The organism is Kluyvera fluvialis (assembly GCF_059725275.1).
The window spans coordinates 2,060,026-2,078,814 of sequence record NZ_AP046142.1; the positions used below are offsets into that span (position 1 = coordinate 2,060,026).

The following is an 18,789-nucleotide window of genomic DNA, read 5'->3' on the forward strand; positions in this document are numbered from 1 at the left end:
ATGCCATTTAAGCGACCCGTTTCTATTCTGGTAGTGATTTACGCCCAGGACAGCAAACGGGTGCTGATGTTACAGCGACGCGATGACCCTGATTTCTGGCAGTCGGTGACCGGCAGCCTGGAAGAGGGGGAAACCGCGTCGCAGGCCGCCGTGCGCGAAGTAAATGAAGAGGTCACCATTGATGTTGCTGCTGAGCAACTGACCTTGATCGACTGTCAGCGCACGGTGGAGTTCGAAATTTTTCATCATTTACGTCATCGCTATGCCCCGGGCGTTGAACGCAATACAGAATCCTGGTTCTGCCTCGCGCTGCCTCATGAACGCGACATTGTGTTCACCGAACACCTGACTTATCAATGGCTTGATGCGCCTGCTGCGGCGGCACTCACCAAGTCATGGAGCAACCGGCAAGCGATTGAAGAGTTTGTCATTAACTCTGCCTGAAAAGGCATAGCTATTTTTGGAGATATTTTTATGGCAGGTCATAGTAAATGGGCCAACACCAGACATCGTAAGGCTGCGCAGGATGCTAAGCGCGGTAAAATTTTCACCAAGATCATTCGTGAATTGGTGACGGCAGCCAAACTGGGCGGCGGCGATCCCGATGCTAACCCGCGTCTGCGCGCGGCGGTAGATAAAGCGCTGTCTAACAACATGACCCGTGACACTCTGAACCGTGCAATCGCACGTGGCGTGGGCGGTGATGATGATGCGAACATGGAAACCATCATCTATGAAGGTTACGGCCCTGGCGGTACTGCGGTCATGATTGAATGCCTGTCTGACAACCGTAACCGTACCGTTGCAGAAGTCCGTCACGCGTTTACCAAAACCGGCGGCAACTTGGGTACGGATGGTTCCGTTGCTTATCTGTTCAGCAAGAAAGGCGTTATTTCCTTTGAGCAGGGCGACGAAGACACCATTATGGAAGCGGCGCTGGAAGCGGGTGCTGAAGACGTTGTGACCTTCGACGATGGCGCGATTGACGTGTACACCGCGTGGGAAGACATGGGCAAAGTCCGTGATGCACTGGAAGCGGCGGGCCTGAAAGCAGACAGCGCTGAAGTCACGATGATCCCATCGACTAAAGCGGATATGGATGCAGAAACAGCACCGAAACTGATGCGTCTTATCGATATGCTGGAAGATTGCGACGACGTTCAGGAAGTCTACCATAACGGCGAGATCTCTGATGAGGTTGCCGCAACCTTAGAATGATCGGGTTGAGCCTTAACATGACAGGAGATGCGTGATGTCGATTATTTTGGGGATTGACCCCGGCTCACGCATCACCGGTTATGGTGTGATTCGCCAGGTCGGCAGGCAACTGACGTACCTCGGCAGCGGTTGTATTCGTACTAAGGTGGATGATTTACCGTCGCGTCTGAAGTTGATTTACGCGGGCGTGACGGAAATCATCACCCAGTTCCAGCCGGACTATTTCGCCATTGAACAGGTCTTTATGGCGAAAAACGCCGACTCAGCATTAAAGCTGGGGCAGGCGCGCGGCGTGGCCATTGTTGCTGCGGTGAATCAGGATTTGCCGGTATTTGAATACGCGGCTCGTCAGGTTAAACAGACGGTCGTCGGGATTGGTAGCGCGGAGAAAAGTCAGGTGCAGCACATGGTGCGCACGTTACTGAAACTTCCCGCTAACCCACAGGCCGATGCCGCCGATGCGCTGGCTATTGCCATCACCCATTGTCATGTTAGCCAGAATGCGATGCAAATGAGCGAATCGCGGCTGAATCTGGCGCGTGGGCGTCTACGCTAAATTAAAATACCTCGGTCTTCTCGGGCTGAGGTATTTATACTCCTTTCGAATCAATCAATGCTAAATCTGGATGCAGCCACAGGCTGGCTGGCGTGACCGTTTTGCGCTCCCAGGGAATTGAACCCAAAAACCAGAGTTTCCAGAAAGTGAGCGGTGCGCTTGGGTTGCTATGCAGCAACTGTTCAAATGTCTCTATTTCCCCAACCGGAATGGATAACGCCTCTTTATAAATATCAAAAACAAATTTCGAGCAAAACTGACGCGAGGAGTGGTACTTAAAACCGGTGTGATACAGTTTATTCAGATGGCCCGGGACTTTTTCGACCAGTGAGAGTTTCTGCTCTGTGGTTAACCCTCCGGCCAACCGGCGCACGGCATAGCGCTGTTCGTGGGAGCGGTTAATAAAGCGAGTGAATGTTGTCACGGTAGAAAGGGGAATGCGGCTTTCGGCTACCAGATAATCGTCACCGTTGTGACCCACAATAATTCCGACATGATTACACCAGCACTGCGATGCAGCCGATATTTGCCCGAAAAGAGCGGCGCCAATACTGGTAAAAACGATATCGCCAGTTTCATATTTAGCGGGATGATTTATATTCATTGTGTTATCCATTTCAGCGTATAAATATAATTGTCTATTTTTCATTGAGCGAAATGAATAACATTGCAACTCAATAATAGCAAGCGAGGTTATAACGAGGTATTTGCTATTATTATATTTTCTATCTTCATTCTATTTTAAATATTATGAGTTTCACTTTCGCGAGATTTTGGGCGGCGACATACGCCAGTGTTAGGGCTACTCGGCTACTCTGAAACCGTATCGATTTTTGATGATTGATGCGGAGTCTCTCTGGAATTGCTCCCGACACTCAGTGGGGTGAGCCGGATACTCAGTACCTTTCGTCACGCCAAAGCCAGTAAAACCTGATTACACGCACTTTTGTTGCATCCCTCGCTGGATATCTATCCAGCATTTTTTTATGATACATCTTTATATCATGAGCCATTAACGCAGGAGCGTCATGTGATAGGCAGACTCAGAGGCATTATTCTCGAAAAACAACCCCCGCTGGTTCTTCTGGAGACGGGCGGCGTCGGCTATGAAGTGCATATGCCCATGACCTGTTTTTATGAGCTGCCGGAAGCTGGGCAGGAAGCGATTATCTTCACCCATTTTGTGGTGCGCGAAGATGCCCAATTGCTGTATGGCTTTAATAACAAACAGGAACGTACCCTGTTTAAAGAACTGATTAAAACCAACGGCGTTGGCCCGAAGCTGGCGCTGGCGATCCTGTCGGGTATGTCAGCGCCGCAGTTTGTTAACGCCGTTGAGCGTGAAGACCCCGCCGCGCTGGTGAAATTGCCGGGTATTGGTAAGAAAACCGCCGAGCGCCTGATCGTCGAAATGAAAGACCGCTTTAAAGGCCTGCATGGCGACCTGTTTACGCCTGCCTCTGACCTGGTGTTGACTTCTCCGGCAAGCCCGGCGACGGACGATGCCGAACAGGAAGCGGTTGCTGCGCTGGTGGCGCTGGGCTATAAACCTCAGGAAGCCAGCCGGATGATCAGCAAAATTGCTCGCCCGGATGCCAGCAGTGAAACATTGATCCGCGAAGCGCTCCGCGCAGCGCTGTGAGGTAAAGGATGATTGAAGCAGACCGCCTAATTTCCGCAGAAAATACGCTGCCAGAGGATGTGGCAGACCGAGCTATTCGACCAAAACTGTTGGCGGAATACGTTGGTCAACCGCAGGTGCGCTCGCAAATGGAGATTTTCATCCAGGCGGCGAAACTGCGCGGCGACGCGCTTGACCATCTGCTTATTTTTGGCCCGCCGGGGTTAGGCAAAACGACGCTGGCAAATATTGTCGCCAATGAAATGGGCGTTAACCTGCGTACCACGTCCGGCCCAGTGTTGGAAAAGGCTGGCGATTTGGCGGCGATGCTGACCAATCTTGAACCTCATGACGTGCTGTTTATCGATGAAATTCACCGCCTCTCTCCGGTGGTGGAAGAGGTGCTCTATCCCGCGATGGAAGACTACCAGCTCGATATCATGATTGGTGAAGGCCCGGCGGCGCGCTCTATTAAAATTGATTTGCCGCCGTTTACCCTGATTGGCGCAACCACGCGCGCCGGATCGTTAACGTCACCGCTGCGCGACCGTTTTGGTATCGTCCAGCGCCTGGAGTTTTATCAGGTTCCTGACTTGCAGCATATCGTGGGGCGTAGCGCCCGCTTTATGGGGCTGGAGATGAGCGATGAAGGCGCGCTGGAAGTGGCGCGTCGCGCGCGCGGGACGCCACGTATTGCTAACCGTCTGCTGCGCCGTGTGCGTGACTTTGCGGAAGTGAAGCACGATGGCACTATTTCGGCGGATATCGCCGCTCAGGCGTTAGATATGCTCAATGTGGATGCGGAAGGTTTCGACTATATGGACCGCAAGCTACTACTGGCGGTGATTGATAAGTTCTTCGGTGGCCCGGTGGGGCTGGATAACCTTGCCGCCGCGATTGGCGAAGAACGAGAAACTATCGAAGATGTGCTGGAACCGTATCTGATCCAACAAGGCTTTTTACAACGTACGCCGCGTGGGCGTATGGCGACGGTTCGCGCGTGGGAGCACTTTGGTATTAAACCGCCAGAGATGCCGTAATACGCTTATCAGGCCTACACTTTGTGTAGGCCTGATAATGTCAGACGCTAGATTTCTTCGTCATGCTGAAGATAAACAGCAGTGCGGCGCTTAGCACCACCGAAGGGCCAGCTGGCGTGTCGTAGAACGCTGAGAACGTCAGCCCACCGGTTACCGCAATCATCCCAATCACAACGGCAATTCCGGCCATTTGTTCCGGCGTACGTGCAAAACGGCGCGCGGTTGCCGCCGGGATAATCAGCAGCGACGTAATAATCAGCGCCCCAACAAATTTCATCGCCACACCAATAGTTAACGCAGTCACCAGCATCAGCAGCAGTTTTACCCGCTGAAGCTTCACCCCATCAACAAAGGCTAAGTCAGGGCTAATGGTCATCGACAGCAGGTTTCGCCACTGCCAGAACAGAATCGCCAACACCACGACCACGCCCAGCGCAATTGAGATGAGATCTTGTGGCGTGACGGCGAGCAAATCGCCAAACAGATAGGCCATTAAGTCAACGCGAATATTCGACATCAGGCTAACGACCACCAGGCCCAGCGATAGCGCACTGTGCGCCATAATACCCAATAAGGTATCAATCGCGAGGTGAGGGCGCTTTTCAAGCCACACCAGCCCACCGGCGAGCAGCAGCGTTACGGCAATCACCGCATAAAATGGGTTAACGTTCAGCAACAGGCCAAATGCCACGCCCAACAGTGAGGCATGTGCCAGGGTGTCACCGAAGTAGGACATCCGACGCCAGACGACAAACGAGCCCAGGGGGCCAGCCGCACAGGCCAGCATGATTCCGGCAAGCCAGCCGGGAAGTAAAATTTCAATCATGACTGCCCATTTCCCCGACGTAAAATAATACGGCCCTGTAAATCATGGCGGTGGTTATGCTGGTGGCGATAAATCCCCAGTTGTTCTGCGCCACGTGGGCCGAACATGGAGATAAACTCTGGATGCATAGAAACCACGTCCGGGGTTCCTGAGCAGCAAATGTGATGATTCAAACACAGCACTTCGTCGGTTTTCGCCATCACCAGATGTAAATCGTGTGAAACCATCAGCACCGCGCAGTTGAGTTCCTCGCGCAGTTGGTTAATCAAATCATACAGCGCGACCTGGCCATTAACGTCAACCCCCTGCGTCGGTTCATCCAGCACTAATAACTGTGGTTGGTTCAACAACGCACGAGCCAGAAGCACACGCTGCGTTTCACCGCCAGAGAGCTTTTGCATTGGCGCATCTTGCAGGTGACCTGCCTGGACACGTTTCAGAGCCGGGAGAATATCTTCTTTTCGCGTTGCCGGGTGCAAACGCAAAAAACGCTTGACGGTTAGCGGCAAAGTCGCGTCGAGGTACAACTTTTGTGGCACATAGCCAACGCGCAGTTGTTTTTCACGAACCACAACGCCTTCAGTCGGTGCAACCAGACCGAGTACCACGCGTACCAGCGTTGATTTACCCGCGCCATTCGGCCCAAGCAGCGTCAGAATGCGGCCTGGCTTAAGATTCAGTGAAATGTCGGAAAGCACACGGCGTTGACCGAAAGCGACAGAGACATTTTCGAGAGATACAAGATTTGTCATAGCAATTAGGGGTTGCACAAGATAGTGGATGTTATAATATCACACTTCTCTTATTCATTTCGATTATTAGACGCATTATGTTACAGAAAAATACGCTTCTTTTCGCAGCCTTATCCGCTGCACTTTGGGGAACGGTAGCACAACGTGCTGACGCTGCCGTTGTCACGTCGTTAAAGCCTCTGGGATTCATCGCTTCTGCGATCGCTGACGGGGTTACTGAGACGCAAGTTTTACTGCCGGACGGTGCGTCTGAACATGATTACTCACTGCGTCCATCGGATGTAAAACGCTTACAAAACGCGGACTTAGTCGTGTGGGTCGGCCCGGAAATGGAAGCGTTCATGGATAAGTCAACGCAAAGCATTCCAGACACAAATAAAGTCACGATAGCCCAGTTGGATGGGGTGAAACCGTTGCTCATGAAAGGGGCAGATGATGATGACCATGACCACGATGATGAAGGCGGTCACGACCATGCTGAGGGCGAAAAAGGTGACGCACATCACCATCATGGCGATTACAACATGCATCTGTGGCTTTCCCCAGAGATAGCGCGGCTGTCGGCGGTTGCAATCCACGATAAATTAGTGGAACTTATGCCTCAGAGTCGAGCTCGCCTCGACGCCAACCTGAAAGATTTTGAGGCCAAACTGGCCGCAACCGACAAGCAGGTGGCGAACGAGCTGGCACCGGTAAAAGGAAAGGGGTACTTCGTTTTTCATGATGCCTATGGTTATTACGAAAAACATTACGGTTTGACGCCGCTTGGCCACTTCACCGTCAACCCCGAAATTCAACCTGGTGCGCAGCGTTTACATCAAATAAGAACACAGTTGGTTGAGCAAAAAACAACCTGCGTTTTTGCTGAGCCACAATTCAGGCCCGCTGTCGTTGAATCTGTCGCGCGAGGAACCCAAGTTCGCATGGGAACGCTGGACCCTCTCGGTACGAATATCACGCTGAGTAAAGAAAGCTATCCGGCGTTTCTGACTCAACTGGCGACCCAGTATGCGAGCTGCCTGAAAGGAGATAAGTAAGGAAGTGAATACGTGCAGCAGATAGCCCGCTCTGTCGCTCTGGCATTTAATAATTTGCCGCGGCCCCACCGCGTTATGCTGGGGTCACTTACCGTTTTAACGCTGGCCGTCGCTGTTTGGCGGCCATACGTTTACCATCCAACATCGACATCACCGGTTGTCCGCACCATTGAGCTGGAGAAAAAAGAGATCCGCTCCTTATTACCGGAAGCTAGCGAACCTATTGATCAGTCTGCTCAGGAAGATGAAGCCATTCCTCAGGATGAGCTGGACGAAAAAACCGAGAATGAAACCGGCGTGCACGAGTATGTGGTATCCACGGGCGATACCCTGAGTAGCATTCTGAATCAGTACGGTATTGATATGGGTAATATCAGCCAGCTCGCCGCAGCAGATAAAGAGCTGAAGAACATGAAAGTCGGGCAGCAGCTCTCCTGGACGCTGAATGACGATGGTGATTTACAGCGTTTAACCTGGGAAATGTCGCGCCGCGAAACCCGCACCTACGACCGTGTAGCTAACGGCTTTAAAATGAGCAGCGAGCTGCAAACCGGCGATTGGGTTAACAGCCTGATCAAAGGCACAGTGGGCGGGAGTTTTGTCTCCAGCGCCACCAGCGCGGGATTAACCAGCTCAGAAGTGAGTGCCGTCATTAAAGCCATGCAGTGGCAGATGGACTTCCGCAAGCTGAAAAAAGGCGACCAGTTCGCGGTATTAATGTCGCGTGAAATGCTGGACGGCAAACGCGAGCAGAGCCAACTGCTGGGCGTGCGTTTACGCTCCGATGGTAAAGACTACTACACGATTCGTGCGGAAGACGGTAAGTTCTACGACCGTAACGGTACTGGGCTGGCGAAGGGCTTCTTGCGCTTCCCAACTTCGCGCCAGTTCCGCGTGTCGTCTAACTTCAACCCGCGCCGCTTGAATCCGGTGACGGGGCGTGTAGCGCCTCACCGTGGCGTAGACTTCGCCATGCCGCAGGGGACACCTGTTCTGGCGGTGGGTGATGGTGAAGTCGTGGTCGCAAAACGTAGTGGCGCGGCGGGTTACTATGTTGCACTGCGTCATGGGCGTACCTATACCACGCGCTATATGCACTTGCGTAAGCTGCTGGTGAAACCCGGTCAGAAGGTGAAACGCGGCGACCGTATTGCGCTTTCGGGGAATACCGGGCGTTCTACCGGGCCACACCTGCACTATGAAGTGTGGATTAACCAGCAAGCGGTAAACCCGCTGACGGCGAAACTGCCACGCACCGAAGGGTTGACCGGTTCCGATCGTACCGATTACCTGGCCCAGGTGAAACAAGTTCTGCCGCAGTTGCGATTTGACTAATTTTGCCTAAGAAGTATGCGTTCAGAGCCGGTGCTTTCGTAGCACCGGCTTTTTCTTTTGTACGAAGCTCTGTGCGTCGCTACACTATCTGAATATCCCCACTAACGTGATGATTCGCCCCTGGAATAGGCATGGAAACGAAAAAAAATAACAGTGAATACATTCCCGAGTTTGAGAAGTCTTTTCGCCACCCGCGTCATTGGGGCGCCTGGCTAGGTGTACTGGCGTTTGCGGGAATTGCCTACATTCCGGCAAAAATTCGTGACCCGCTGCTGGGCAAATTGGGCCGCCTGGCGGGTAAGTTTGGTAAAAGTGCCCGCCGTCGTGCGCAAATCAACTTACTGTACTGCTTCCCTGAAAAGAGCGAAGCCGAGCGCGAGGCCATTATTGATGAGATGTTTGCCACCGCGCCACAGGCGATGGTGATGATGGCGGAACTGGCGCTGAAAGGGCCAGAGAAAATCCTGCCGCGCCTCGACTGGCAAGGGCAAGAGATCATTGATGAAATGCGCCGCAATGGTGAAAACGTTATTTTCTTAGTGCCGCACGGCTGGGGCGTAGATATTCCTGCGATGGTGATGGCCTCGCAGGGGCAGAAAATGGCGGCCATGTTCCACAATCAGGGCAATAAAGTGTTCGACTATGTGTGGAACACCGTTCGTCGCCGCTTTGGCGGCCGCCTGCACGCGCGTAACGACGGCATTAAACCGTTTATTCAATCTGTGCGTCAGGGGTACTGGGGTTATTACCTGCCGGATCAAGACCACGGACCGGAACATAGCGAGTTTGTTGATTTCTTTGCGACGTACAAAGCCACGCTACCTGCGATTGGTCGCCTGATGAAAGTGTGCCGTGCGCGCGTCGTGCCGCTGTTCCCGGTATATAACGGTGAAACCCACCGCCTGACCATTCTGGTGCGTCCACCGATGGACGACCTGCTGGAAGCCGATGACAACACCATTGCGCGCCGGATGAACGAAGAGGTTGAGATTTTTGTTGGCCCGCATACCGAGCAGTACACGTGGATACTCAAGCTGCTAAAAACGCGTAAACCGGGCGAAACGGAGCCTTACAAACGCGATGAGCTGTTCCCACGAAAGAAAAAGTAGGGGAGCGGTAAAAAAAAAGCCAGGCATTGAATGCCTGGCTTTTTTGTCTGTGCCGATAATTACTCGACGGTCAGAATACGGGTGGTATTGGTTGAACCCACGGTGCTCATGACATCGCCCTGAGTCACGATGACCAGGTCACCAGACATCAGGTAGCCTTTATCACGCAGCAGGTTTACCGCATCGTGAGCCGCAGCAACGCCATCGCAAGCGCTGTCGAAGAATACCGGCGTAACGCCACGGTACAGCGCCGTCAGGTTCAGCGTACGCTCGTGACGCGACATGGCGAAAATCGGCAGACCAGAGGTGATACGTGAAGTCATCAGCGCGGTACGGCCAGATTCAGTCATGGTAATAATCGCGGTCACACCTTTCAGGTGGTTTGCGGCATACATGGCCGACATCGCGATCGCTTCTTCTACGTTGTCGAACTGCACGTCTAAACGGTGCTTAGAGACGTTGATGCTAGGGATTTTTTCCGCACCCAGACAAACGCGCGCCATCGCCGCGACGGTTTCAGACGGATATTGACCGGCCGCAGTTTCCGCAGACAACATCACCGCGTCAGTCCCATCCAGCACGGCGTTCGCCACGTCCATGACTTCTGCACGGGTTGGCATTGGGTTGGTTATCATTGACTCCATCATCTGAGTCGCGGTGATAACCGAACGGTTCAACTGACGCGCGCGGCGGATCAGCGCTTTTTGGATACCGACCAGCTCAGGGTCGCCAATTTCTACGCCCAGGTCGCCACGGGCAACCATCACCACGTCAGAGGCGAGGATAATATCGTCCATCGCATCCTGGCTGCATACCGCTTCCGCACGCTCAACTTTAGCCACGATTTTGGCATCGCAGCCAGCTTCGCGCGCCAGACGACGGGCGTAGTTGAGATCTTCACCGCAGCGCGGGAAAGAGACGGCCAGGTAATCAACGCCGATTTTTGCAGCCGTCAGGATGTCGGCTTTGTCTTTCTCGGTCAGGGCTTCTGCGGAGAGACCGCCGCCTAACTTGTTGATGCCTTTATTGTTGGACAGCGGGCCACCGACGGTCACTTCGGTGAACACTTTCATGCCCTGAACTTCCAGCACTTTTAACTGCACGCGGCCATCGTCGAGCAGCAGGATATCGCCCGGGACAACGTCAGCAGGCAGTCCTTTGTAGTCGATACCGACTTTCTCTTTGTCGCCTTCACCTTTACCCAGGTTGGCATCCAACAGGAATTTGTCGCCGATATTGAGGAAAACCTTGCCTTCTTTGAAGGTTGATACGCGAATTTTGGGTCCTTGCAAATCGCCAAGGATGGCTACATGACGCCCCAGTTTTGCTGCAATTTCGCGGACTTTGTCGGCGCGCAACTGATGATCTTCAGGCGAGCCGTGAGAAAAGTTCATTCGTACGACGTTAGCCCCTGCGGAAATAACCTTCTCAAGGTTGTTATCGCGATCGGTTGCTGGGCCTAACGTGGTGACGATCTTGGTTCTGCGAAGCCTTCTGGACATGTAATACTCCGTTGACTAGTACAACTCAGGTGTTGCGTGAACAGGAATTCGGCAATGTCGCCTGCGTGGCGTTACCGAATGCTTTAATTGGTGACGCTATAATTATCGCTTTTAGTGATTATCGCTGTGTGTCGATAATTCTTTATCAAACCGCGATTCCTTTAATGCTTCTTTGACTCGCTTCAAGTTATCCCTGAATTTTGCCCCTCGACGCAGGGTAAAGCCAGTTGCGAGGACGTCAATTACGGTTAGCTGGGCTAATCGGGAAACCATTGGCATATAAATGTCGGTATCTTCGGGGACGTCAAGTGTGATGGCGAGGGTGGCTTCTCGCGCCAGCGGTGTCCCGGCGGAGGTAATGGCGATAACCATGGCATCGTTTTCGCGCGCGACCTGGGCGATTTCGACCAAACTTTTGGTTCTGCCGGTATGGGAAATCAGCACCACCACATCATCGTCGCTGCAATTCATACAGCTCATTCGTTGCAAAACGATGTCATCAGAATAGATGACTGGCACGTTAAAGCGGAAAAACTTGTTCATGGCATCGTGCGCCACGGCGGCGGAAGAACCCAAACCAAAAAAGGCAATTTTTTTTGCCTGAGTGAGCAGATCTACCGCGCGGTTAACGGCCGACATATCTAAAGATTGGCGAACGTGTGCCAGGCTTGCCATCGCCGATTCGAATATTTTCGCCGTGTAGGCTTCTACGCTGTCATCTTCATCAACATTACGATTAACATACGGTGTACCGTTGGCGAGGCTTTGGGCAAGATGCAATTTGAAGTCAGGGAAACCACGCGTTTCCAGGCTACGGCAAAAACGGTTGACGGTCGGTTCGCTAACATCAGCCTCCAGGGCGAGCGCCGCAATACTGGAATGAATGGCCTGTTCGGGAGCCGCGAGGATGACCTCCGCGACTTTTCGCTCGGATTTGCTAAGGTTTTCCAGTTGGGACTGGATTTTTTCCAGCATGTTCATCGTGACATAGCGCTCATAGAGTGAAGCTCGTCATTATTCAGATGTGGCTGCGTTCCAACCACTCGAATAATGTAGAGTAGAAGCGATTCCATTAATGGATGAAATCTGTTGGCGTTTTAGCAAGAATATACGCCTGAAGTCAGGTGAAGGGTGGATAGTAACAGCAAAAAATGTTGTTTTTTTTCATAACATGATCAACGTCGTATTTTAACAGACGTTGTTCAGGCGAGAGAACGAATAAAACTGGCTGATTGCCCCATATTGCGGCAGCAATGGTTCCGATTTGTGCGATCGGTAGCCGATAGGGGCGTTAAAGGCTTTCGGCAATTTCGTAAACACAGTACAGTGCATCGTAAGAAAATTACAATGATACTCGTCGTTTTTTAGGAAAAACCGGAGAGGCGACGGGTATATAGCCTGGCATAGAACCAGGATCTTTAACTGAGGAGAATGACATGGCGGTAACGCAAACGGCCCAGGCATGTGATCTGGTCATTTTCGGCGCAAAGGGCGATTTAGCTCGTCGAAAACTGCTGCCTTCCCTGTATCAGCTTGAAAAAGCCGGCCAGATCAATCCAGACACCCGGATTATCGGCGTAGGTCGTGCCGACTGGGACAAAGCAACCTACACTAAAGTTGTCCGCGAAGCGCTTGAAACCTTCATGAAAGAGAAAATTGATGAAGATTTGTGGGACACCCTCAGCGCGCGCCTGGATTTCTGCAATCTGGACGTTAACGACACCGGTGCATTCTCGAGCTTAGGTGAAATGCTCGATCAGCAAAATCGCGTCACCATCAACTATTTTGCCATGCCGCCAAGCACCTTTGGGGCTATCTGCCGTGGTCTGGGCGAAGCGAAGCTCAACGCCAAACCGGCGCGCGTAGTGATGGAAAAACCGCTGGGTACGTCGCTTGAAACCTCGCGTGAAATTAACGACCAGGTGGGCGAATACTTTGAAGAGTGCCAGGTCTATCGTATTGACCATTATCTGGGCAAAGAAACGGTTCTGAACCTGCTGGCGCTGCGATTTGCTAACTCCCTGTTTGTTAATAACTGGGATAATCGCACTATCGATCATGTCGAAATTACCGTCGCAGAAGAAGTGGGCATTGAAGGCCGCTGGGGTTACTTTGACCAGGCGGGACAGATGCGCGATATGATTCAAAACCACCTGCTGCAAATTCTCTGTATGATTGCGATGTCGCCGCCGTCAGACCTGACCGCCGACAGCATTCGTGACGAAAAAGTGAAAGTGCTGAAGTCCTTGCGCCGGATCGATCGCAGCAATGTGCGTGAAAAAACCGTGCGCGGCCAGTATACCGCTGGTTTTGCCCAGGGGCAGAAAGTTCCAGGCTACCTGGAAGAAGAGGGCGCGAACAAGTCCAGCAGCACCGAAACCTTCGTCGCTATCCGTGTGGATATCGACAACTGGCGTTGGGCGGGCGTACCGTTCTACCTGCGTACCGGTAAACGTCTGCCGACTAAATGTTCTGAAGTCGTGGTGTATTTCAAAAACCCAGAGCTGAACCTGTTCAAAGAAACGTGGCCAGAACTGCCGCAAAACAAACTGACCATCCGTTTGCAGCCGGACGAAGGCGTTGATATTCAGATCCTGAATAAAGTTCCGGGTCTTGATCACAAGCACAACCTTCAGGTGACGAAGCTTGATCTGAGCTATTCCGAAACCTTTAATCAAACGCATCTCGCCGATGCTTATGAACGCCTGCTGCTGGAAACCATGCGGGGCATCCAGGCGCTGTTCGTGCGTCGCGATGAAGTTGAAGAAGCGTGGAAGTGGGTTGACTCCATTACTGAAGCGTGGGCAAGCGATAAAGATGCGCCGAAACCTTACCAGGCTGGCACCTGGGGGCCGGTGGCTTCCGTGGCGATGATCACCCGTGATGGCCGCTCCTGGAACGAGTTTGAGTAAATAACGGCGTTAATCCAGAAGGGTTATTTTACCGGTAACATGATCTAACACAGCATGTCGCGTTATTTTTACGCATTTAAGCCCCGGGTGGATTCACCACCGGGGCTTTTTTTATTACACTATCGGTAGACACTTGCCCCTGCGCTGCGCCATACGGGCATTTCCAATCAGTCAGATGAATGTGAATGCGGTATTAGGCTGTGGCCTGGACAGAAAAATTTTAAGGAGCCTTTATGAACTCTGTAATGTTACGCGTAACAAATCGCATTATTGAACGCTCTCGCGATACGCGCGCTGCTTACCTGGAACGTATTAATCGGGCAAAAGCTGAAACGGTTCACCGCTCACAGCTTGCCTGCGGTAATCTGGCGCACGGTTTTGCCGCTTGTCAGCCAGAGGATAAAGCGTCGCTGAAAAGTATGCTGCGTAACAATATCGCGATCATAACCTCCTATAACGACATGCTTTCTGCCCATCAGCCTTACGAGTATTACCCGGATCAAATCCGTAAAGCGCTGCACAGCGTTAACGCGGTAGGTCAGGTTGCTGGTGGCGTTCCGGCCATGTGCGATGGCGTGACTCAAGGTCAGGATGGGATGGAGTTGTCCCTGCTGAGCCGTGAAGTGATTGCAATGTCGGCGGCGGTTGGCCTGTCTCATAACATGTTTGACGGCGCCCTGTATCTCGGCGTGTGTGACAAAATTGTCCCAGGGCTTGCGATGGCTGCGCTCTCCTTCGGCCATCTGCCGTCCGTATTTATCCCATCAGGCCCGATGGCGAGCGGCCTGCCGAATAAAGAAAAAGTCCGTATTCGCCAGCTGTATGCGGAAGGTAAGGTGGATCGTAACGCGCTGCTGGAATCTGAAGCCGCGTCTTACCACGCACCGGGGACTTGTACTTTCTACGGTACGGCAAACACCAACCAAATGGTGATTGAATTCATGGGGATGCAGTTGCCAGGTTCTTCATTCGTACATCCAGATGCGCCGCTGCGCGCAGAACTGACCGCCGCTGCTGCGCGTCAGGTTACACGAATGACCGGTAACGGTAACGAGTGGATGCCGCTGGGTAAAATGATCGACGAAAAAGTGGTCGTGAACGGTATCGTCGCACTGCTGGCAACCGGTGGTTCAACCAACCACACCATGCACCTGGTCGCGATGGCTCGCGCGGCGGGCATTATCATCAACTGGGATGATTTCTCCGAACTATCTGACGTTGTGCCGCTGATGGCGCGCCTGTACCCGAATGGCCCTGCCGATATCAACCACTTCCAGGCGGCAGGCGGCGTACCGGTGCTGGTGCGTGAACTGCTGAACGCTGGCCTGCTGCACGAAGACGTGAACACGGTTGCTGGTTTCGGTCTGTCTCACTACACCATGGAACCGTGGCTGAACGAAGGCAAGCTGGACTGGCGTGAAGGGGCAAGCGCATCGCTGGATAGCGACATCATTGCTACCTTCGACAAACCGTTCTCCAAACACGGCGGTACTAAAGTGCTGAGCGGTAACCTGGGTCGTGCGGTAATGAAAACCTCCGCAGTGCCAAAGGAAAACCAGGTTATCGAAGCCCCAGCGGTGGTATTTGAAAGCCAGCACGATGTACTACCGGCGTTTGAAGCAGGCTTACTGGATAAAGATTGCGTGGTTGTTGTGCGCCATCAAGGGCCTAAAGCGAACGGGATGCCAGAATTACATAAACTTATGCCGCCACTTGGTGTATTATTGGACCGTTGTTTCAAAATTGCGTTGGTCACTGATGGACGTCTGTCCGGTGCATCCGGTAAAGTACCATCAGCTATCCACGTAACCCCTGAAGCCTATGACGGTGGGCTGCTGGCGAAAGTCCGTGACGGCGACATGATCCGCGTCAATGGCCAAACTGGCGAACTGACACTGCTGGTCGATGAAGCTGAACTGGCTGCGCGTCAACCGCATATTCCTGATCTGAGCGCTTCGCGCGTAGGGACAGGCCGCGAGCTGTTTAGTGCATTACGGGAAAAACTGTCCGGTGCAGAGCAGGGCGCAACCTGTATTACCTTTTAAGATGACACGATTTGTAGATCTGGCGAGAGAAAATTTCTGATGAAAAACTGGAAAACAACTGCTGAAGCAATCCTGACCACTGGCCCGGTAGTACCGGTTATCGTGGTGAACAAACTTGAGCACGCAGTACCGATGGCAAAAGCACTGGTTGCAGGTGGTGTACGCGTTCTGGAAGTTACGCTGCGTACCGACTGCGCAATGGATGCTATCCGCGCTATCGCCAAAGAAGTCCCGGATGCTATCGTCGGCGCGGGTACTGTGACCAACGCTCAGCAGCTGAAAGAGGTTACTGACGCGGGTGCGCAGTTTGCTATCAGCCCAGGTCTGACTGACGATCTGCTGACAGCGGCGACCGCAGGCACTATCCCGCTGATCCCTGGTATTAGCTCTGTGTCTGAACTGATGCTGGGTATGCAGCACGGTCTGAAAGAATTCAAATTCTTCCCGGCTGAAGCTAACGGTGGCGTGAAAGCGCTGCAAGCCATTGCTGGCCCGTTCTCCCACATCCGTTTCTGCCCAACTGGCGGTATCTCTCTGAAAAACTGCCGCGACTACCTGGCGCTGAAAAGCGTTCTGTGTGTGGGTGGTTCATGGCTGGTTCCAGCAGACGCGCTGGAAGCGGGCGACTACGACCGCATCACTAAACTGGCTCGCGAAGCTGTAGAAACGGCGACCCTGTAAGGTGTCGGCGCTATCCGGTGTCATTGCCGGATAACGAAAAAAGCGGATTGCGCAAGCAACCCGCTTTTTTTTATCGCTAAGCATTGCCTCCTGGCGTTACCCTCGAACAATCACCGAGGCTGCCGCGCTTTTTGCCCGTTCTACCGCTTGCTCAACGCTTTCTGCGGTTGCCAGCGCAACGCCCATCCGGCGCGAACCGTCAATCTCCGGCTTAGCAAACAGGCGCAACTGTACACCCGAACCCAGCGCATGTTGGACGTTATCAAAGGTGACGTTATTGCTGGTTAACTGTGGCAGCAGCACCGCAGACGCCGATGGGCCATACTGGCGAATCGCGCCAACAGGCAGCCCTAAAAACGCGCGAACGTGCAGGGCAAACTCGGAAACGTCCTGTGAAATGAGCGTCACCATGCCGGTATCGTGCGGGCGTGGCGACACCTCGCTGAATACCACATCATCGCCGCAAACAAACAGTTCTACGCCAAACAGGCCGTAACCACCCAGCGCCAGAACCACGTCGCGGGCAATATTCTGGGCGCGCGACAGCGCCAGATCACTCATCTGCTGCGGCTGCCAGGACTCACGATAATCGCCATCTTCCTGGCGATGGCCCACGGGGGCGCAGAAGTGAACGCCATCGACGGCATTCACGGTGAGTAGCGTAATCTCAAAATCAAAATTCACCACGCCTTCAACAATCACGCGACCCGCGCCCGCACGGCCACCCTGTTGGGCGTATTGCCACGCCTGCGTCAGTTGATCCTGATGGCGAATAAACGTCTGCCCTTTACCCGATGAACTCATGACAGGCTTGATGATGCACGGCAGACCGATATCCGCTACCGCCTGACGGAATTGCGCTTCACTATCGGCAAAATAGTAGGCGGAGGTTGGCAGCTTGAGCGTTTCTGCCGCCAGACGACGGATCCCTTCACGGTTCATGGTCAACTGCGTGGCGCGAGCGCACGGCACAACGTGCTGGCCCGCTTGCTCCAGTTCAACCAGCATGTCGGTAGCGATAGCCTCGATTTCCGGTACTATATAATGCGGTTTTTCCCGCTCAACCAGCGCTTTTAGCGCAGAGCCATCCTGCATATTAATGACATAGGAGCGGTGCGCGACGTGCATCGCTGGTGCGTCGGCGTAACGATCGACGGCGATCACTTCTACCCCTAAACGCTGGCATTCGATTGCCACCTCTTTGCCTAACTCACCTGAACCCAGAAGCATTACGCGCGTCGCCGCAGGACGCAGAGCTGTGCCTAATAACGTCATGACCTATTCCACCGTCTAACCAAAGTTTGGCGCATTATAAACGAAAACGTTTGCGTCTGTCTTGTTGTCGAAAACTGAGTGACGTTATCGTCTTAAATTTGCGCATCTTTATACGGAGCAGACATATTCTGACATCGCCTCGCTTAGTCTGAATAATTAACGTATTTCTACCGGAGGACATATGTCAGGCTGGCTTAATCAACTGCAATCACTGCTTGGGCAAAAATCGGGTGAGGGGAAAAATGAACTTAGCAAAATGCTGGTGCCAGGTGCATTAGGCGGTCTTGCTGGGTTGCTGCTCGCCAGTAAGTCGTCACGCAAAATCCTGGCGAAGTATGGCACTGGCGCACTGCTGGTGGGCGGCGGTGCGGTCGCTGGTAGCGTGTTATGGAACAAGTATAAAGATAAACTGCGCGGCAATCCGCAAACGGAAATGAAATACGGCGAGCCTCCGGCGCCCGTGGATGTGCGTACCGAGCGCCTGATCCTGGCGCTGGTTTTCGCGGCGAAGAGTGACGGGCACATTGATGCCCAAGAACAGGCCGCCATTGAACAACATCTACGCGAGGCGGGTGTAGAAGAGCAGGGGCGTGCGCTTATTGCGCAGGCTATTGAACAGCCGCTCGATCCACTGCGTTTGGCGCGCGATATTCATAATGAAGAAGAGGCGCTGGAACTCTATTTTGTCAGCTGTGCCGCGATTGATATCGATCACTTTATGGAACGTAGCTATTTGAATGCGCTGGGTGAGGCATTGAAGCTGCCACTGGAGGTGCGTGAAAGCATCGAACAGGATTTACGCCAGCAAAAACAGCAACTTTAAACACTTTATTAAAGGTTTTACTTGCATCGTCGTTTATTTTGTCCACCCTTATAGGGA

Annotated in this window: 18 protein-coding genes; 12 read left to right on the forward strand and 6 right to left on the reverse strand. The window is 52.9% G+C overall.

Features of this window, described 5'->3' with window-relative positions; all coding sequences use genetic code 11:
- Genes nudB through ruvC form a run of 3 tightly spaced genes read left to right on the forward strand, consistent with a single transcriptional unit; the run spans position 1 to position 1,774 of the window.
- Positions 1-444 (forward strand): dihydroneopterin triphosphate diphosphatase, encoded by a 444-nt coding sequence (gene nudB / locus AC6I4B_RS09800; RefSeq protein ID WP_497771319.1) that lies wholly within the window; start codon positions 1-3, stop codon positions 442-444.
- A gap of 30 nt (positions 445-474) precedes the next feature.
- Positions 475-1,218: a YebC/PmpR family DNA-binding transcriptional regulator gene (locus tag AC6I4B_RS09805; protein ID WP_497771321.1), complete on the forward strand. Its 744-nt coding sequence runs from the start codon at positions 475-477 to the stop codon at positions 1,216-1,218.
- Between the two features lie 34 nt (positions 1,219-1,252).
- A complete protein-coding gene (gene ruvC, locus AC6I4B_RS09810; protein ID WP_061709477.1) occupies positions 1,253-1,774 on the forward strand; it encodes a crossover junction endodeoxyribonuclease RuvC in 522 nt (173 codons plus the stop codon).
- A 34-nt stretch (positions 1,775-1,808) separates the two neighbouring features.
- Here the strand turns inward: ruvC and AC6I4B_RS09815 are convergent, their stop codons facing one another.
- Entirely contained in the window at positions 1,809-2,378 is a 570-nt protein-coding gene (locus AC6I4B_RS09815) for a YebB family permuted papain-like enzyme (protein WP_497771323.1), read from the reverse strand.
- A gap of 426 nt (positions 2,379-2,804) precedes the next feature.
- Between AC6I4B_RS09815 and ruvA the strand changes: the two genes are divergently transcribed.
- Both ruvA and ruvB read left to right on the forward strand, forming a co-directional pair.
- On the forward strand, positions 2,805-3,416 hold the full coding sequence (ruvA, locus tag AC6I4B_RS09820) for a Holliday junction branch migration protein RuvA (protein WP_497771325.1): 612 nt from the start codon (positions 2,805-2,807) through the stop codon (positions 3,414-3,416).
- 8 nt (positions 3,417-3,424) lie between these two features.
- Positions 3,425-4,435, forward strand: a complete 1,011-nt coding sequence (gene ruvB / locus AC6I4B_RS09825) for a Holliday junction branch migration DNA helicase RuvB (protein ID WP_497771326.1) — start codon at positions 3,425-3,427, stop codon at positions 4,433-4,435.
- Positions 4,436-4,475: 40 nt separating this feature from the next.
- Here ruvB and znuB read toward each other — a convergent pair whose 3' ends face one another.
- Both znuB and znuC read right to left on the reverse strand, forming a co-directional pair.
- The gene (gene znuB, locus AC6I4B_RS09830) at positions 4,476-5,261 is read right to left on the reverse strand and encodes a zinc ABC transporter permease subunit ZnuB (protein WP_497771328.1); all 786 of its coding nucleotides are present in this window, start codon (positions 5,259-5,261) and stop codon (positions 4,476-4,478) included.
- Entirely contained in the window at positions 5,258-6,013 is a 756-nt protein-coding gene (gene znuC / locus AC6I4B_RS09835) for a zinc ABC transporter ATP-binding protein ZnuC (RefSeq protein WP_497771330.1), read from the reverse strand. The genes znuB and znuC overlap by 4 nt, the downstream gene beginning before the upstream one ends.
- Positions 6,014-6,090: 77 nt before the next feature.
- On the opposite strand from znuC, the gene znuA reads away from it, so the two are divergent.
- The 3 genes from znuA (at position 6,091) to lpxM (ending at position 9,494) form a co-directional block, all read left to right on the forward strand.
- Complete coding sequence (gene znuA / locus AC6I4B_RS09840) at positions 6,091-7,050, forward strand: zinc ABC transporter substrate-binding protein ZnuA (RefSeq protein ID WP_497771331.1); 960 nt, start codon at positions 6,091-6,093, stop codon at positions 7,048-7,050.
- A gap of 12 nt (positions 7,051-7,062) precedes the next feature.
- Entirely contained in the window at positions 7,063-8,385 is a 1,323-nt protein-coding gene (gene mepM / locus AC6I4B_RS09845) for a murein DD-endopeptidase MepM (protein WP_497771333.1), read from the forward strand.
- 131 nt (positions 8,386-8,516) lie between these two features.
- Positions 8,517-9,494 carry a lauroyl-Kdo(2)-lipid IV(A) myristoyltransferase gene (gene lpxM / locus AC6I4B_RS09850; protein WP_497771334.1) on the forward strand — a complete coding sequence of 326 codons (978 nt, stop codon included), beginning with the start codon at positions 8,517-8,519 and terminating at the stop codon, positions 9,492-9,494.
- A gap of 59 nt (positions 9,495-9,553) precedes the next feature.
- Here lpxM and pyk read toward each other — a convergent pair whose 3' ends face one another.
- Complete coding sequence (gene pyk, locus AC6I4B_RS09855) at positions 9,554-10,996, reverse strand: pyruvate kinase (RefSeq protein WP_497771336.1); 1,443 nt, start codon at positions 10,994-10,996, stop codon at positions 9,554-9,556.
- 111 nt (positions 10,997-11,107) lie between these two features.
- The gene (locus AC6I4B_RS09860; protein ID WP_497771337.1) at positions 11,108-11,977 is read right to left on the reverse strand and encodes a MurR/RpiR family transcriptional regulator; all 870 of its coding nucleotides are present in this window, start codon (positions 11,975-11,977) and stop codon (positions 11,108-11,110) included.
- Positions 11,978-12,432: 455 nt separating this feature from the next.
- Between AC6I4B_RS09860 and zwf the strand changes: the two genes are divergently transcribed.
- From zwf to AC6I4B_RS09875, 3 genes are all read left to right on the forward strand, one after another.
- Positions 12,433-13,908 carry a glucose-6-phosphate dehydrogenase gene (gene zwf, locus AC6I4B_RS09865; RefSeq protein ID WP_497771339.1) on the forward strand — a complete coding sequence of 492 codons (1,476 nt, stop codon included), beginning with the start codon at positions 12,433-12,435 and terminating at the stop codon, positions 13,906-13,908.
- Positions 13,909-14,141: 233 nt separating this feature from the next.
- The gene (gene edd, locus AC6I4B_RS09870) at positions 14,142-15,953 is read left to right on the forward strand and encodes a phosphogluconate dehydratase (RefSeq protein ID WP_497771340.1); all 1,812 of its coding nucleotides are present in this window, start codon (positions 14,142-14,144) and stop codon (positions 15,951-15,953) included.
- 39 nt (positions 15,954-15,992) lie between these two features.
- On the forward strand, positions 15,993-16,634 hold the full coding sequence (locus AC6I4B_RS09875) for a bifunctional 4-hydroxy-2-oxoglutarate aldolase/2-dehydro-3-deoxy-phosphogluconate aldolase (protein ID WP_497771342.1): 642 nt from the start codon (positions 15,993-15,995) through the stop codon (positions 16,632-16,634).
- 96 nt (positions 16,635-16,730) lie between these two features.
- Here AC6I4B_RS09875 and purT read toward each other — a convergent pair whose 3' ends face one another.
- Entirely contained in the window at positions 16,731-17,909 is a 1,179-nt protein-coding gene (purT, locus tag AC6I4B_RS09880; RefSeq protein WP_497771343.1) for a formate-dependent phosphoribosylglycinamide formyltransferase, read from the reverse strand.
- 181 nt (positions 17,910-18,090) lie between these two features.
- Between purT and AC6I4B_RS09885 the strand changes: the two genes are divergently transcribed.
- Positions 18,091-18,732: a tellurite resistance TerB family protein gene (locus AC6I4B_RS09885; RefSeq protein ID WP_497771345.1), complete on the forward strand. Its 642-nt coding sequence runs from the start codon at positions 18,091-18,093 to the stop codon at positions 18,730-18,732.
- Positions 18,733-18,789 lie beyond the last annotated feature (57 nt).